Consider the following 14919-nt stretch of genomic DNA (forward strand, 5'->3'; position numbering starts at 1 on the left):
TCTCGAAAATCGAGATACGAGAAAGGTAGCCCAAAACGGACATAGGATGCCAGTCATGGAAGCGCCGGAATCTTCCACTCCTCCCTCCGTTGCCGGTGTCCCTCCCGTGCGACCCGCGACGGCGCTGGTGCGCGCCCTGTTCACCGCCGGCGCCGAGTTCGAGAAGGCGCTGCAGCGCGACCTCTCGGTCAATCCCACGGGGCTCGATGCCATGGGCCACCTGGTGATGTCGGGACCGCTCTCCCCCGGGGAGCTGTCGCGTCGCCTCGACCTCACCACCGCCGCCACGACGGCGGCGATCGATCGCCTCGTCGCGCTGGGGCACGTGACGCGGGCTCCCCACCCCACGGATCGGCGCAGCCTGCTCGTCGTCCCGACGGAGTCCTCGGTCCAGCGCGCCATGGGTCACCTCGCCCCGATGATCGCGGGCGTGGATGCCGTCCTCGACGACTTCACCGACGAGGAACAGGACGTGATCGCCCGCTACCTCGAACGCGTCGTCGCGTCGTACGCCCCGCGGCCCGCTCCGGCGGAGGCCTGAGGCCGACTCCGCGCATCGAGCGCCGTGCGCCGGGCTTCCGCGACGAGCGCCCGCGGTACGCGCCCGCGATGCGCGTCAGGAGGTGACGGGCACCAGACGGGTGAGCTGCGTGACGTGGCGGGGCTCGAGCTCGTCGAGGCTCGAGACGCCGAGCAGCGCCATGGTGCGTTCGATCTCGCTCCGCAGGATCGCGATCGTGCGGTCTACGCCCGCCCGGCCGCCCGCCATCAGCCCGTACAGGTAAGCGCGGCCGATCAGCGTGAACTTCGCCCCCAGGGCGACGGATGCCACGATGTCGGCCCCGTTCATGATCCCGGTGTCGATCATGATCGTGGCGTCCTTCCCGACCTCCCGCACGACCTGCGGCAGCAAGCGGAAGGGGATGGGCGCGCGATCGAGCTGACGCCCCCCGTGGTTGGAGAGCACGATGCCATCCACCCCGAGGTCGACCAGACGTGCGGCGTCGGTGACGTTCTGCACGCCCTTGACGACGAGCTTCCCCGGCCACATGCCCCGGATGAGATCGAGATCGTCGTAGCTGATCGTCGGGTCCATCGCGGCGTTGAGGAGCTCCCCCACGGTGCCCCCTGTCGTGCTGAGGGAGGCGAACTCGAGCTTCGGCGTGGTCAAGAAGTCGAACCACCACCACGGACGCGGGATCGCGTTGACGATCGTGCCGACGGTCAGCTGCGGCGGGATCGAGAAGCCGTTCCGCTTGTCGCGCAGGCGCGCGCCCGCGATCGGCGTGTCCACGGTGAACATGAGGGTGTCGAATCCCGCGGCGGCGGCGCGTTCGACGAGGCCGAACGAAGTTTCGCGCTGGCGCATGACGTACAGCTGGAACCAGTTGCGCCCCACCGGATTGGCCGCCTTCACCCCCTCGATCGACGTCGTGCCGAGAGTCGACAGCGTGAACGGGATGCCGGCCGCCGCCGCCGCGGACGCGCCCGCGCTCTCCCCCTCGGTCTGCATGAGGCGCGTGAAGCCCGTGGGCGCGATCCCGAACGGCAGGGCGGACGGTCCACCCAGGATCTGGCACGAGGTGTCGACCCCGGCGGCGGGACGAAGGATGTCGGGGTGGAACTCGACGTCCTCGAACGCGCGCCGGGCGCGGTCCAGCGAGATCTCCCCCTCGGCGGCACCGTCCGTGTAGTCGAACGCCGCCTTCGGCGTACGACGTCGGGCGATGGTGCGCAGGTCGCTGATCGTGAGCGCGGCGTCGAGGCGGCGTTTGCGCGCGTCGAGCTCGGGCTTCTTGAACTGCATGAGCTCCATGAGCTCGCCGACCTTGGGCAGATGACGCTGAACCATGAAGTCTCGCTCTCGTGTGGTCTGACCACAGCCTACGCCCCTGGCATCCCTCGGGCTCCGGCGGGCCCGAAAGCGTTGAGTGTCCAGAACACGCGGAACGCTCGGCGCGGCGTCCGCGCGTCTTGGACACTCAACCCCGGTCGAGGCGGGGGCGGGACGGGACGAGGGCGGGGCGGGACGGGACGGGACGGGGGCGGGGGCGGTGCTAGCGTGCGGAGGGTGATGTTGGATGCCGACGCCCCGCGCCTCATTCGCGTCTCGGCCGCGGTGATCACCGACACCGAAGGGCGCCTGCTGCTCGTCCGCAAGGCCGGCACCACCGCGTTCATGCAACCCGGCGGCAAGCCCGAGCCCGGCGAGACGCCCGCGGAGACCCTCGCGCGGGAGCTCGCCGAAGAGGTCGGGCTGCGGGTCGAACCCGGCACGCTCGAGCCGCTCGGCTCCTTCACCGCCACGGCCGCGAACGAGCCCGGCTTCGCCGTGGTCGCCGACGTGTTCCGCGTCGACATCGGCGACCAACGACCGACCCCGGATGCCGAGATCGCGGAACTCCGCTGGGTCACCGCGGCGACGGCATCCGATATCGAGGTCGCCCCGCTCGCGCGCGAGTACTTTCTTCCCGCCTGATCAGGCGTCCGCGCCGGCCAGCGCGCGCAGCGCCATGCCCGCGAGGATGTCCGGCGCGTTCGCAGCGACCGCGCTGTGCGGCGTGGAGTTGAGCAACCCGAACGTCGCGAGCAGTCGCGTCTGCCGCTCGTCGGCGTCGAGTTCCGGACGCCGCCGCTCGAGCACGGCATCCCACTCCTGCACGTACGCGCGTTGCAGGCGTCGGACCTCGTGGTTCACATCGGTCGCGAGGTGCGCGAGCTCGCGGTCCTGCAACCGGATGATGTCGGGATCCGCCGTGGCGAAATCGAGATGGAACCGCACGAGCCGGGCGAGCGCCTCGTCGGGCGAGATGCGCTCCGCGAGGATCTCGCGGCAGCCCTCGAGCAGCCGCTCGCTCGCGTCGGTCAGCAGCTCGGCCAGCAGTGCGTCCTTGCTCGGGAAGTGCTTGTAGAGCGCCGGACCGCTCATGCCCACGGCCTCACCGAGGTCGACGGTGGACACCGCCGCGAAACCGCGTTCGGCGAAGAGCCGCGCGGCCGCCGTCATCAGCGACGCCCGGCGGTTCGCCTTCTGCGTCGCGCGCCACGTCGCCGTCACGACACTCATCGTAGATTCGACGGGTCGTCCCCATCGGCACCGACCACGGCGAGCGTCTGGCCGCGCGAGACCACATCGCCGACGCGCGCGTGCAGCGCCACGCGACCCGCGACGGTCGAGCGGACCACGTGCTCCATCTTCATGGCCTCGACCACCATGACGGCATCGCCGATCGCGACGCGATCGCCGTCGGCGACGCTCACCAGCACGACGCTCCCGGGCATCGGCGACAGCACCCGCGGGTCGGCGTCGACGGCGACGTCCGCCGCGTGCCGGGCACGCGCGATCTCGACGCGCCGCGTGGTCCCCTCGTGCGCGAGCCAGACCCCGTCCGCATCGACGTCCGCGACGACCGATCGCACGTCCCCGCCGATGTCGATCGACGCGCGGCCGTCGGCGCCCCCACGCACGCGGGCGGGCCGCTGCCCGTCGCGGACCACCGGATGCCGCGGCGAACCGCCGAGCTCGACGACGCGTTCCTCCCCCGCCACGCGCAGGCGGAACCGGCGCGGCGCGGCCGGGCCCAGCCGCCAGCCGTCACCTCGCTGCCACGGTCCGCGCGCGCCCGGGTGAGCGCCGTCGAGCAGCAGCGCCGCCTCGAGGAACGTCCGCTCGTCGACGGCCGCGGGCGCGAGAGCCGCGGCCTCGCGCGCGATGAGACCGGTGTCCATCGTGCCGGCCACCACGTCCGGCACCTCCAGCAGCGTCCGCAAGAACTCCACGTTCGTCGGGAAGCCGAACACCGCCGTGTCGCCGAGCGCCGCGACGAGCCGCTTCCGCGCGGAGTCGCGGTCGGGCCCCCACGCGATGATTTTCGCGAGCATCGGGTCGTAGTCGACCGAGACGTCGAGACCGTCCTCGATCGCCGTGTCGACGCGGACCCCCTCCCCGCCGGGGTGCCGGACGCGCGTCACCCGCCCTCCCGTGGGGAGGAAACCGGATGCCGGGTCCTCGGCGTACACGCGCGCCTCGAACGCGTGACCGGTCAGGGTCACGGCATCCTGCGTCAGGCCCAGGGGCTCGCCCGCGGCGATCCTCAGCTGTTGCTCGACCAGATCGAGCCCTGTGATCTGCTCGGTGACGGGATGCTCGACCTGCAGCCGCGTGTTCATCTCCATGAAGAAGAAGGCGTCGGGGGCGTCCGCCGAGACGATGAACTCTACCGTTCCGGCGCCGCGATACCCCACGCTGCGCGCCGTCTCACACGCGGCCTCGCCGATCCGCGCCCGGGTCGCCTCATCGAGCAGCGGCGACGGTGCCTCTTCGATGACCTTCTGGTGACGGCGCTGCAGCGAGCACTCCCGCTCGCCCAGGTGCACGACGGAGCCGTGGGCGTCGGCGAGCACCTGCACCTCGATGTGCCGCGGCCGAGGGAGGTACCGCTCGAGGAACAGCGTGTCGTCGCCGAAGCTCGCGGCGGCCTCGCGACGTGCGGCGGCGACCGCCGCACCGAGGTCGGCAGCCCGTTCGACGACATGCATGCCTTTGCCGCCGCCTCCGGCCGACGGCTTGATCAGGAGCGGATAGCCGACGCCGTCGGCGGCGGCGATCAGTTCGTCGTCCCTCATGCCCGCGCGAGCCACGCCCGGAACCGTGGGCACCGCTCGACGTTCGACGGCGTGCTTGGCGGTGATCTTGTCGCCCATGACCGCGATGGCATCCGCGGTCGGGCCGATGAACACGATGCCGGCGTCCTCGCACGCGCGAGCGAACCCGGCGTTCTCCGCGAGGAATCCGTACCCCGGGTGGATGGCCTCGGCTCCCGTCGCGCGGGCCGCACGCAGAACGGCATCCGTGTCGAGATAGCTCTGCGCGGCGGGGGCGGGGCCGAGACGCACCGCGACATCCGCGAGGTGCACGTGCCGCGCGTCGGCGTCGGCGTCGCTGTACACCGCGACCGAGCGGATGCCGAGACGGCGGAGCGTGCGGATGACACGGCACGCGATCTCGCCCCGGTTGGCGATGAGGACGGTGTCGAACACGGCGATCACATCCGGAAGACGCCGTAACCCGGCGCGTCGAGGGGGGTGCGGGAGACGACGTCCAACGCGAGGGCGAGCACGTCGCGGGTCTGGGCCGGCTCGATGATGCCGTCGTCCCACAGCCGCGCGGTGGAGTAGTACGGACTCCCCTGCTCCTCGTACTGCGCACGGATCGGCGCCTCGAAGGCGGCCTGGTCCTCCGCCGACCACTCGCCGCCGGCGGCCTCGATCTGGTCGCGCCGAACCGTGGAGAGCACGGATGCCGCTTGCGGTCCGCCCATGACCGAGACCCGGGCGCCCGGCCACAACCACAGGAATCGCGGGGAGTACGCCCTCCCGCACATCGAGTAGGTTCCGGCGCCGAACGACCCGCCCACGACGACCGTGAGCTTGGGCACCGAGGCGCACGCGACGGCGTTGACCATCTTCGCCCCGTGCTTCGCGATGCCGCCCGCCTCGTACTCGCGCCCCACCATGAACCCGGTGATGTTCTGCAGGAACACCAGGGGGATGCCGCGCTGGTCGCACAACTCGATGAAGTGGGCGCCCTTGAGCGCGGACTCCGCGAAGAGCACGCCGTTGTTCGCGACGATGCCGACGCGGTGTCCCTCGATGCGCGCGAATGCGGTCACGAGCGTTTCGCCGTACTCGCGCTTGAACTCGTGGATGCTGCCGGCGTCGACGATGCGGACGAGGATCTCACGGGCGTCATAGGGGGTGGTCAGCTCTACCGGGACGACGTCCTCGAGCTCGGTCGTCGGGAGTTCCGGCGCGACGGCGGGCTGCGGCTCTGCGCGGAGCGGGGGCGTCGGGGCCAGGGTCGCGACGATGTTGCGGACGATCTCGAGCGCGTGCGCATCGTTCTCGGCGAGGTGGTCGGTGACCCCCGAGACACGCGTGTGAACGGCGCCCCCGCCGAGGTCTTCGGCACTCACGACCTCTCCGATCGCGGCCTTCACCAGCGGGGGTCCGCCGAGGAAGATCGTGCCCTGGTTCCGGACGATCACCGTCTCATCGCTCATCGCCGGGACATACGCGCCGCCCGCGGTCGACGAACCGAGCACGGCGGCGATCTGCGGGATGCCGTCGCGCGACATCCGTGCCTGGTTGTAGAAGATGCGGCCGAAGTGCTCGCGGTCCGGGAAGACCTCGTCCTGCATCGGCAGGAACGCGCCGCCCGAGTCGACGAGGGAGATGCAGGGCAGACGGTTCTCGGCCGCGATCTCCTGCGCCCGGAGGTGCTTCTTCACGGTCATCGGGTAGTAGGTGCCGCCCTTGACGGTGGCGTCGTTGGCGACGACCATCACGTGACGATCGTGGACGAGGCCGATGCCCGCGACGACGCCCGCGGCCGCGCAGTCACCGCCGTACATCCCGTACGCCGCGAGCGGCCCGACCTCGAGGAACGGGCTCCCCCGGTCGAGCAGCGCGTCGATGCGATCGCGAGCGAGCATCTTGCCCCGGGCCACGTGGCGTTCGCGCGCCTTCTCCGGCCCGCCCGCCGCCACCCTCGCCCGCCGCTCGCGCAGGTCGTCGACGAGAGCGCGATACGCGTGTGCCATGACAACTCCCCATCGGGTTATCGAACGGTAACCCAATGCAGGTTACTGATCGATAACCGAGCTGTCGAGGCCCCGTGCGGTTCCGGCGCCGGGGTGTGGCGGGCGGCGGGGCGAGGCGGGGCGGGGCAGCGAGGCGGGGCGGCGTTGGGGTCACCCCCGCCCCCCGGTTGAGTGTCCACAACACGCGGACGCAGCCCCACGGCACCCGCGTGTCCTGGACACTCAACCTCTGAGCGGACGCCCCACCCCGCGCCCGCACCGCCCCACCCCCGTTCAGTGTCCACAACACGCGGACGCCACCCCACGGCATCCGCGTGTCCTGGACACTCAACCTCTGAGCGGACGCCCCACCCCGTGCCCGCCCCGCCCCACCCCGTGCCCGCCCCGCCCCACCCCGGTTCAGTGTCCACAACACGCGGACACAGCCCCACGGCATCCGCGTGTCCTGGACACTCAACCTTCGGGCGGACGCCCCGCCCGCGTGTCCTGGACACTCACCCTGCAGACCGACGTCCCAGCCGCCCGTCCTGCACACTCAACCCCCGGATCGACGCCCCACCCGCACGTCCCGCACACCCAACCCCCGGGGCGGACGCGCCCCACCCGCGCCCCATGCCGACGCCCGCTAGCATCCCCGCGTCTCAGGCGACCCGTCCGCACCGAATATCGCCGCGGACGTCACCACGAGCTCTTGCGGTAGTCCTTCAGGAAGATGCCGAAAAGGTCTTCGCCGGCCTCGCCGCGCACGATCGGGTCGTAGACACGGGCCGCTCCGTCGACGAGGTCAAGCGGGGCGTGGAAGCCCTCCTCCGCCAGGCGCACCTTCGTGAAGTGCGGGCGTTCGTCGGTGATCCAGCCGGTGTCGACGGCGGTCATGAGGATGCCGTCGGACTCGAACATCTCCCGAGCGCTCGTGCGCGTCAGCATGTTCAGCGCGGCCTTGGCCATGTTGGTGTGCGGGTGCCCGGGACCTTTGTACCCGCGGCCGAAGACGCCCTCCATCGCCGAGACGTTGACGACGTACTTGCGCCGCGCGGGCGAGGCGGCCATCGCGGCGCGCAGCCGACTGACGAGCAGGAACGGCGCCGTCATGTTCGCCAGCTGCACCTCGAGCATCTCGAGCGGCTCCACTTGGTCGACGTGCTGCGTCCAGCTGTTGATGCGGTCCTCGTCGGGCACGAGACCGCCCGCGTCGATCGCGGTGCCGGCGGCCAGACGCTCGAGCGACGACGACCCCGCGGCCATGGCCTCGGCGGTGAGCTCCTCGGCGGTGCGAGCGGCGGATGCCAGGATCGGGTGCGCCGTCACCGACTGCGCCAGCGCGAGGGGATGCGCGTCGTTGGTGTGGCCGAAGGTGACCAGCTCGGGCAGCGGTCCGTCCGGGAGCGGTGCGAGCTCGGCATCCACCAGGGGTTTGTACGCCCCCGGCGAGCGCCGCACGGTCTGGGCGGCGTTGTTGATGAGGATGTCGAGCGGACCCTCGGATGCCACCGACTCGGCGAGCCCGATGACCTGGGCGGGGTCGCGCAGGTCGATGCCGACGATCTTCAGCCGGTGCAGCCAGTCGCCGCTGTCGGGCAGCGATGCGAACCGTCGCACCGCGTCGCGCGGGAAGCGGGTCGTGATGGTCGTGTGTGCACCGTCGCGGAGCAGCCGCAGCGCGATGTACATGCCGATCTTGGCCCGGCCCCCGGTGAGCAGCGCGCGTTTGCCGGTGAGGTCGGTGCGCGCGTCGCGCTTGGCATGGCTCATCGCCGCGCAGGACGGGCACAGCTGGTGGTAGAACGCGTCGACGAGCGTGTACAGCTCTTTGCAGATGTAGCAGTTGCGGGCTTTGATCAGCTCACCGGCGTACGGCGTCTCGACGCGAGTCGCGAGCGGGATGCCGCGTGTCTCGTCGTCGATGCGATCGGGGGCGCCGGTCGCGGTGGCGGCGACGACGGCGCGGTCCGCCGCGGCGATGCGCTGGCGCTTGTCGCGCCGGGACTGTCGCTTGACGTCGCGGTACAGCTTCCCGGTGTGGCGCTGCAGCGCGAGGTAGGCGGGGTCGCTCTTGTCGAGCGAGGAGGCGGCGTCGAGCACGCGCAGGGCGACCTCGAGCTCGGCGGGATCGATGGATGCCACGCGGCCGGCCTCTCGATCGGGTCTCGGGAGTGTTTCGGGCACGGGAGAGTGTACCGAGACGCGGCTGAGAGCCCGGCCCGCGGCGCCTCGGTGTCCAGGACACGCGGACGCGAGGGCGGGTCATCCGCGTGTTGTGGACACCGAATCGGCGCGACGGTCGGGATCGAACCGCAGCAGCACCCGTTGCATCCGTGTTTCGACACCGCGGTGCAGCAGCCACGCCAGAGCGAGCGAGATCACGAAGGCGACGGCGGCGAGCGCGAGCGCGCGGGGCCAGTGCAACTCGGGGTGTCCATCCGGCCACGCCGACGACACCGATGCGATGACGAGCAGGTGGACGAGGTAGAACGCGAACGACAAGCGCCCGAGCTCCTGCCACCGCGGACCCGCGAGAAGGGTCGACCGTCCGTGCACATCCGCCGCCGCGAGCGACGCGACCAGCAGCGCGAAGCCGCCGACGGTCACCGCGAGGCCGGGGCGGATCTCGGTGCCCGGAAGGGCGGGCGCCTCCGACAGCGCGTAACCGAGCACGGCGAGCGGCACCGCGAAGCGCAGCGGAGCAGGACGCCACGGGGTACGCGCCAGGAGCAGCGCGAGCACGACGCCGAGCACGAACTCGGGCAGACGAAGAAGAGGAGTGGATGCCGCCGACATCGGCACCGGCGAGACCGCGGCGATCGCGGGGGCCAGGGCGACGAGCGCGAGCGCACCCGCCGAGACGGTCCAGAGCGCGCGGGCGGAGCGTCCGGCGACGAGCCGGATCACGAACGGGAACGTCAGATAGAAGAACGCCTCGCACACCAGCGACCAGCTCGCGGGGTTGCCGGCCTGCCACCAGTCGGGGTTCCACCCGTTGATCAGCAGCAGGTTCGCACCGAGGGGCGCGATGCCGTCGGTGCGGATCGCCGGCACGAGCGTCGCCGCCGCCATGAGGGCGAGGAGCACGCCGACCACGTGCAGTGGGTAGATGCGGGCCACGCGGTGCAACCAGAACGATCGCGCGGTCTGCGCCGGCTTGTACCCCCAGGCCAGCACGAATCCCGAGAGGATGAAGAACAGCGTCACGCCGGTCTTCCCGGCCTCGAACACGAAGCCCCACAGGTCACCGGCGCGGCCGCCGAAGTACTCCACGGCCATGATGTGGTGCCCGAAGATGAGCAGCGCCGTCAGCCAGCGCAGTCCCGTGAGCGACGGCAGGTGCCGAGCCGCGGGCGGACGGCCGGATGCCACATGCTGAGCGCCGGCACGCGTCATCGTCGCACTGATGGTCATCGCCTCCCGCATCGCTCACGCCGGCGGTTCGCGGACCGCGCGACCCCGGAACGTTACCCGTTCGTGATGCAGAGAAGCCTGAGAGCCACGAGGCCTTGACGCGAGGCGTCCGCACCTCCTCCGGCGGGGGTCATGTCCCCCTTGGTGCAGCCTCAGCCCCCCGAACCCGCACAAAGTGGGACACCGGATGCCAGCCACCCACCGCCACTCCCCCATCCCCGACGGCATGTCCCACTTCGTGCAGCCTCAACCCCCTAAACCTGCACGAAGTGGGACATCGAACGCCCCCTACCACAGCCCGAGACGATTCAGCTTGCGCGAGGAGCCTGCAGCAGCCGGCCGAACGTTCGGAGGGTGTCGCTGAGCCCCACGGACTCGTCGAGCAGCCACTGGATCTGCAGACCGTCGGATGCCGCAATGAGCAGCGCCGCGAGGTGATCGGCCGACACGTCGTCGCGGATACGCCCCTCCGCCTGCTGGCTGCGGAACGTCTCGCCCAGTTCCGCACGGAGCCGCTCGAATCGCGAGGTGAAGTACTCCTTGCCGACCCCGCTGTCGACCTCGAGCGCGGCGGCGACGAGCGTCGAGTACAGCTGCACGAAGCCGGGCACCTCGACGTTCGCGATGGCGGCCGCGATCATCTCCTCGGTGCCGGGTTCGACGGGATGAGCGGCTTCCTCTTCGGCGCGCTTCGCGGCAGCGTGGTCGTACACGGCGACCAGCAGCTGTTCGCGGGAGTCGAAGTAGTGCAGCAGTGCCGCGTGCGAGATCCCGATGCTCTCGGCGATGCGGCGCAGCGAGGTGCCGTCGGCGCCGCGCTGGCGGAAGACCTCGATCGCCCGGTCGAGGATCTCGCGGCGCCGCTCGACGCCGCGCCGTCGCTGCCCCGGGCGACCGATCGTCGTGTCTTCACTCATGGCCCCACCCTCTCGCATCCCCCGGGCTAGCGTAACCTCCAGGTGGAGGTTAGAGTGGGGGCGCGGCCACGCGGCCGCCGCAGACGACGACGTTCCGAAGGACCCCATGAGCACCTCTTCCCCGCTCCCTGAAGCCTCGGTGCAGCTGTACACGCTGGCATCCGAGTTCTCGTCCGACATGTCCGGATCGCTCGACAAGCTCGCCGCCCTCGGTCTGCGCAACGTCGAGGCGTTCGCGTTCGTCGACCGCCCCGACGAGATCCGGGCGGCCCTGGACGCCAGCGGCCTGACCTCCCCCACCGGACACGCTCCACTCCTCAGCGACGAGCTGTGGACGCCCGACGGGTCGATTCCGACCCCCGCGCCCGAGGTGGTGTTCGAAGCGGCCGCGACCATCGGCATCCAGACCGTGATCGACCCGTTCGTCGCGCCCGAGCGGTGGCTCACCGAGGAGGGCGTCGCCGACATCGCCGAGCGCCTCAATCGCGCGGCCGACATGGCGGCGACGTTCGGCCTGTCGGTCGGCTACCACAACCACGCGCAGGAGTTCCTCGCCGACTTCGACGGACAGAGCGCGTACGAGCGCTTCGTCGCGCTCACCGACGACCGCGTCCAGCTCGAACTCGACCTGTTCTGGGCGCTCACCGGCGGACAGGACGTCCCGGCGCTCGTCGCGGCACTCGGCGACCGGCTGACCGCGGTGCACGTCAAGGACGGCGTGGCTCCGGCATCCAACCCCTGGGCTCCCGGCGCGGGCGAGATGTCGTCGGCCACTCTCGACCAGCGGCACGCCGGCACCGGCGAAGTGCCGCTCGCCGAGGCGCTGCGCGCGGGCAGCGGCATCCGGTACGCCGTCATCGAGTACGACCGCGCACCGGGCGAAGTGTTCGCCGACATCGCCGCGAGCCTGGCGTTCCTGCGCGAGGGCGGTTTCGTCGCATGACCGGGCCCCTCGGAGTCGGCATCATCGGCGCCGGCGTCATCAGCCAGACGTACCTCGAGAACCTGACGTCGTTCCCGGATGTCCGCGTGGTCGCCGTCGGCGACCTTCTCCCGGACCGCGCCCGCGCAAAAGCGGACGAGCACGGCGTCGGCGCCGCCGGCACGCCCGACGACGTGCTGGCGAACCCCGACGTCGACCTGGTCGTGAATCTGACGATCCCGCAGGCGCACGTCGAGGTGTCCTCCGCCGCGATCGCGGCAGGCAAGCACGTGTGGACCGAGAAACCGATCGGCCTCGACCGCGACGCGACGCGGTCGCTCCTCGCGCAGGCGGATGCCGCGGGCGTCCGCATCGGGTCGGCCCCCGACACCCTGCTGGGTCCCGGTTTCCAGACGGCCAAGCGCGCCGTGCAGACCGGGGTCATCGGCGAACCGTTGTTCGTGCAGTCGTCGTTCCAGACGCAGGGCCCCGACCTGTGGCATCCGGACCCCGCCTTCCTCTTCGCTCGAGGAGCCGGGCCCCTGCTCGACATGGGGCCGTACTACTTCTCGGCGCTCGTGAGCCTGCTCGGGCCCATCGCGGGCGTGACGGCACGCGGCTCGCGCCCCCGTCTCGAGCGGACCATCCACACCGGCCCCCGCGCGGGCGAGACCTTCCCCGTCGAGGTGCCCTCGACGGTGCAGGTGCTCACGTCGTTCGCGGCCGGACAGCACGGCACCCACCTGCTGAGCTTCGACTCCGCGCTCGAGCGTCACGGGGTCATCGAGATCCACGGATCCGAGGGCACGATGGTGCTCCCCGACCCGAACCGCTTCGAAGGACGCATCGCCTACGTGAAGCCGCTCGGCGTCTTCCGCGACGGCATGAAGCCCGAGCAGGAGTGGATCGAGATCCCGAACGAAGGCGAGGTCGTCGGCCGCGGCCTCGGCGTGCTCGACATGGCCCGCGCGATCGCCGCCGGGCGGCCGCACATCGCTACGGGAGAGCTTGGCTTCCACGTGCTCGACGTCATGCTGTCGGCTGAGGAATCGTCGACCACCGGACAGACCGTCAAGATCGGCAGCACCGTGGCGCCGGTACCGCTGCTCGACGAGGGCTTCGACCCGTTCGCGCGGACCCTCTGACGCCCCTCCCGCCCCGTGGTGTCGGATGGATGCCACGGGGCGGAGATGTTCTCTGCGGAACCGGGGCGTGCCGGGGGGCGTTCCGGCGGGTGCGGCGGTTTGCGGCGACCTTTGCGACGGGGGCGCGGGGGCGGGTGGCAGGCGCTCCGCGGACGGGGTGCGCGCCGGGGAACTGCTGGCTGTGAGGCTTGCCGGTTCGCTGCCGCGTAGGCCTGACGAGGGTTTGGCGAGCGTCTGCGAAAGTTCACCCGACGCCTCGAATGCGCGCTGAATCCCAGGTCAAGTTGCTTTTCCCGCGCCGCGAGCGCAGCGCAGCCATCCTCCACAGGACGGACGCTCTCCGCCCTGTCCCCATCTGGCCCCTCGACCCCGATCGATGTCGGAGGTCTCAAATAGCATGCACACATGATGTCCGAGACCCCGCCGACCCGGCCGAATCCGGGGGCCGCCGCCCTCTCATCGGTGCTGGCCGAGGTCCGCGAAGTGGATGCCGATCTTGCTTCCGCCGAAGCTCGACGCGTCCGCGCGCTCGCCCGTGCGGGGCACCTCGCCCTCGATGCGACGGCGGGTCTGCGGGCATCAGCGAAGGCGTCCGAGATGGCGCTGCGGGAGATCGCGTCTGAGATCGCCGCGGCCGAATGCCTGTCGGATCGCACCGTGCAACGGCAGATCGGCCGAGCGATGACCCTCGCCGACGACTTCCCCGTCACGCTCGACGCGTGGGAGGCGGGCGCCCTGTCCCGTTCGCACGTGCAGGTCATCGTGGATGCCGGCACGCCCCTGCCGCTCGACCGGCGTGGCGAGTTCGACGTGCTCGCCGTCGCGACCGCCGAGGGGCTGAGTCCTGGACGGTTGAAGACCCGCCTCGCCGCGCTGGCCGAGTCGCTGCAGCCGACGACACTCGTTGAGCGTCACCAACAGGGCCGCGAGACGCGGTGCGTTCGCGTCGTGCCCGGCGAGAACGGGATGTCCGACCTCGTCGCAAGGCTCCCGACCGTGTTGGCGGTGGGGATCTACGACCGACTCGTACAGCAGAGCGCGGCGATCGTCGACGCGCGCGCGGGATCCTCCCTCCCGAACCTGGATGGCGACACCGCGCCGACCGGCGTCGCCGCCGACGGCGAGCGCGGCACGCGCGGCGATCACGGCTCCGCCCGAGCGGGAGGCGAGGACGGCGGTGACTCCGGCGATCACCGCGGCGAGGCCGGTGAGCACGCCACCGACACGCGGACGGTCGATCAGGTGCGCGCCGACATCCTCGCCGATCTCCTTCTCACGGCTGCGCCCGACGCCGACCCCACTCGCGTCGGCGACGGCCCGGGCACACTCGGCGCGATACGCGCGAGAGTGCAGGTCGTCGTTCCGGCCCTGACGATGCTCCGACCCGAGAACGAGAACCTGGACCCCGCCGAGCTCGTGGGACACGGGCCCATCGACGCGGCGACCGCCCGGGCGCTGGCAGAGGCGACCGCGGTGCCGTGGGACCGCGTCATCACGCACCCCGTGACCGGCGCAGTCCTGCGCACCGACACCTACCAGCGCACGGCCGCCATCGATCGGCACCTTCGGGCTCCCGACCGCCACTGCCGGTGGCCGGGGTGCACCGCGCCCGCCGTTCGCTGCGAGGTGGATCACACGCATGACCACGCCCTCGGAGGCGCTACGGACGTGTCGAACCTCGCGCACCTCTGCCAGAGGCATCACACGCAGAAACAGTTCACGCGCTGGAAGGTCAGGCAGCTCCCCGGCGGGGCGCTCGAGTGGACCTCCCCGACCGGACGCGTTTACATCGATGAGCCGCTCCCGTACTCGCCGGCGGTGCGGTTCCTCCCCGACGAACTCGCTTCACCGCCGCCCGACGACCGCGAGCCGGCGCCGTTCTGACGGCCGCACCGGGGGTGTCGACACCCCCGTGTGTTCCGCGCGCCTCCGCGTAT

At 71.3% G+C, this 14919-nt stretch carries 12 protein-coding genes; 5 read left to right on the top strand and 7 right to left on the bottom strand.

Annotated features, from left to right (window positions below; translation table 11 throughout):
• Positions 1–55 precede the first annotated feature (55 nt).
• A complete protein-coding gene (locus P5G46_RS08425) occupies positions 56–541 on the top strand; it encodes a MarR family winged helix-turn-helix transcriptional regulator (protein WP_239277219.1) in 486 nt (161 codons plus the stop codon).
• 75 nt (positions 542–616) lie between these two features.
• Here the strand turns inward: P5G46_RS08425 and P5G46_RS08430 are convergent, their stop codons facing one another.
• Positions 617–1852, bottom strand: coding sequence for an alpha-hydroxy acid oxidase (locus P5G46_RS08430; RefSeq protein ID WP_239277220.1), 1236 nt, complete (start codon positions 1850–1852; stop codon positions 617–619).
• 222 nt (positions 1853–2074) lie between these two features.
• Here P5G46_RS08430 and P5G46_RS08435 point away from each other — a divergent pair, with 222 nt between their 5' ends.
• Positions 2075–2479 (top strand): NUDIX hydrolase, encoded by a 405-nt coding sequence (locus P5G46_RS08435; protein ID WP_239275170.1) that lies wholly within the window; start codon positions 2075–2077, stop codon positions 2477–2479.
• Here P5G46_RS08435 and P5G46_RS08440 read toward each other — a convergent pair whose 3' ends face one another.
• From P5G46_RS08440 to P5G46_RS08465, 6 genes are all read right to left on the bottom strand, one after another.
• Positions 2480–3067: a TetR/AcrR family transcriptional regulator gene (locus P5G46_RS08440; RefSeq protein ID WP_374204582.1), complete on the bottom strand. Its 588-nt coding sequence runs from the start codon at positions 3065–3067 to the stop codon at positions 2480–2482.
• Positions 3064–5046, bottom strand: a complete 1983-nt coding sequence (locus tag P5G46_RS08445) for an ATP-binding protein (RefSeq protein ID WP_239275172.1) — start codon at positions 5044–5046, stop codon at positions 3064–3066. Before P5G46_RS08445 ends, P5G46_RS08440 begins: the two co-directional genes overlap by 4 nt.
• Positions 5046–6602 carry a carboxyl transferase domain-containing protein gene (locus tag P5G46_RS08450; RefSeq protein ID WP_239274995.1) on the bottom strand — a complete coding sequence of 519 codons (1557 nt, stop codon included), beginning with the start codon at positions 6600–6602 and terminating at the stop codon, positions 5046–5048. The genes P5G46_RS08445 and P5G46_RS08450 overlap by 1 nt, the downstream gene beginning before the upstream one ends.
• A 678-nt stretch (positions 6603–7280) precedes the next feature.
• Complete coding sequence (locus P5G46_RS08455; RefSeq protein ID WP_374204621.1) at positions 7281–8768, bottom strand: SDR family NAD(P)-dependent oxidoreductase; 1488 nt, start codon at positions 8766–8768, stop codon at positions 7281–7283.
• A gap of 78 nt (positions 8769–8846) precedes the next feature.
• Positions 8847–9998 carry an acyltransferase family protein gene (locus P5G46_RS08460; protein WP_408905461.1) on the bottom strand — a complete coding sequence of 384 codons (1152 nt, stop codon included), beginning with the start codon at positions 9996–9998 and terminating at the stop codon, positions 8847–8849.
• A gap of 308 nt (positions 9999–10306) precedes the next feature.
• Positions 10307–10915: a TetR/AcrR family transcriptional regulator gene (locus tag P5G46_RS08465; protein WP_239279177.1), complete on the bottom strand. Its 609-nt coding sequence runs from the start codon at positions 10913–10915 to the stop codon at positions 10307–10309.
• 106 nt (positions 10916–11021) lie between these two features.
• On the opposite strand from P5G46_RS08465, the gene P5G46_RS08470 reads away from it, so the two are divergent.
• The 3 genes from P5G46_RS08470 (at position 11022) to P5G46_RS08480 (ending at position 14866) form a co-directional block, all read left to right on the top strand.
• Positions 11022–11858, top strand: a complete 837-nt coding sequence (locus tag P5G46_RS08470) for a sugar phosphate isomerase/epimerase family protein (RefSeq protein WP_239279175.1) — start codon at positions 11022–11024, stop codon at positions 11856–11858.
• Positions 11855–12982: a Gfo/Idh/MocA family protein gene (locus P5G46_RS08475; protein ID WP_239279173.1), complete on the top strand. Its 1128-nt coding sequence runs from the start codon at positions 11855–11857 to the stop codon at positions 12980–12982. The genes P5G46_RS08470 and P5G46_RS08475 overlap by 4 nt, the downstream gene beginning before the upstream one ends.
• Before the next feature lie 405 nt (positions 12983–13387).
• A complete protein-coding gene (locus P5G46_RS08480; RefSeq protein WP_408905462.1) occupies positions 13388–14866 on the top strand; it encodes an HNH endonuclease signature motif containing protein in 1479 nt (492 codons plus the stop codon).
• The last annotated feature ends 53 nt before the right edge of the window (positions 14867–14919 follow it).

Source organism: Microbacterium mcarthurae (genome assembly GCF_046064585.1).
Classification (GTDB): Bacteria; Actinomycetota; Actinomycetes; order Actinomycetales; family Microbacteriaceae; genus Microbacterium; species Microbacterium mcarthurae.

Excerpts from the sequence above, each read along its gene's own strand:
- P5G46_RS08425 (WP_239277219.1), top strand. The coding sequence starts at position 56 with ATGGAAGCGCCGGAATCTTCCACTCCTCCCTCCGTTGCCGGTGTCCCT.
- P5G46_RS08430 (WP_239277220.1), bottom strand. The coding sequence starts at position 1,852 with ATGGTTCAGCGTCATCTGCCCAAGGTCGGCGAGCTCATGGAGCTCATG.
- P5G46_RS08435 (WP_239275170.1), top strand. The coding sequence starts at position 2,075 with ATGTTGGATGCCGACGCCCCGCGCCTCATTCGCGTCTCGGCCGCGGTG.
- P5G46_RS08440 (WP_374204582.1), bottom strand. The coding sequence starts at position 3,067 with ATGAGTGTCGTGACGGCGACGTGGCGCGCGACGCAGAAGGCGAACCGC.
- P5G46_RS08450 (WP_239274995.1), bottom strand. The coding sequence starts at position 6,602 with ATGGCACACGCGTATCGCGCTCTCGTCGACGACCTGCGCGAGCGGCGG.
- P5G46_RS08460 (WP_408905461.1), bottom strand. The coding sequence starts at position 9,998 with ATGACCATCAGTGCGACGATGACGCGTGCCGGCGCTCAGCATGTGGCA.
- P5G46_RS08465 (WP_239279177.1), bottom strand. The coding sequence starts at position 10,915 with ATGAGTGAAGACACGACGATCGGTCGCCCGGGGCAGCGACGGCGCGGC.
- P5G46_RS08470 (WP_239279175.1), top strand. The coding sequence starts at position 11,022 with ATGAGCACCTCTTCCCCGCTCCCTGAAGCCTCGGTGCAGCTGTACACG.
- P5G46_RS08475 (WP_239279173.1), top strand. The coding sequence starts at position 11,855 with ATGACCGGGCCCCTCGGAGTCGGCATCATCGGCGCCGGCGTCATCAGC.
- P5G46_RS08480 (WP_408905462.1), top strand. The coding sequence starts at position 13,388 with ATGATGTCCGAGACCCCGCCGACCCGGCCGAATCCGGGGGCCGCCGCC.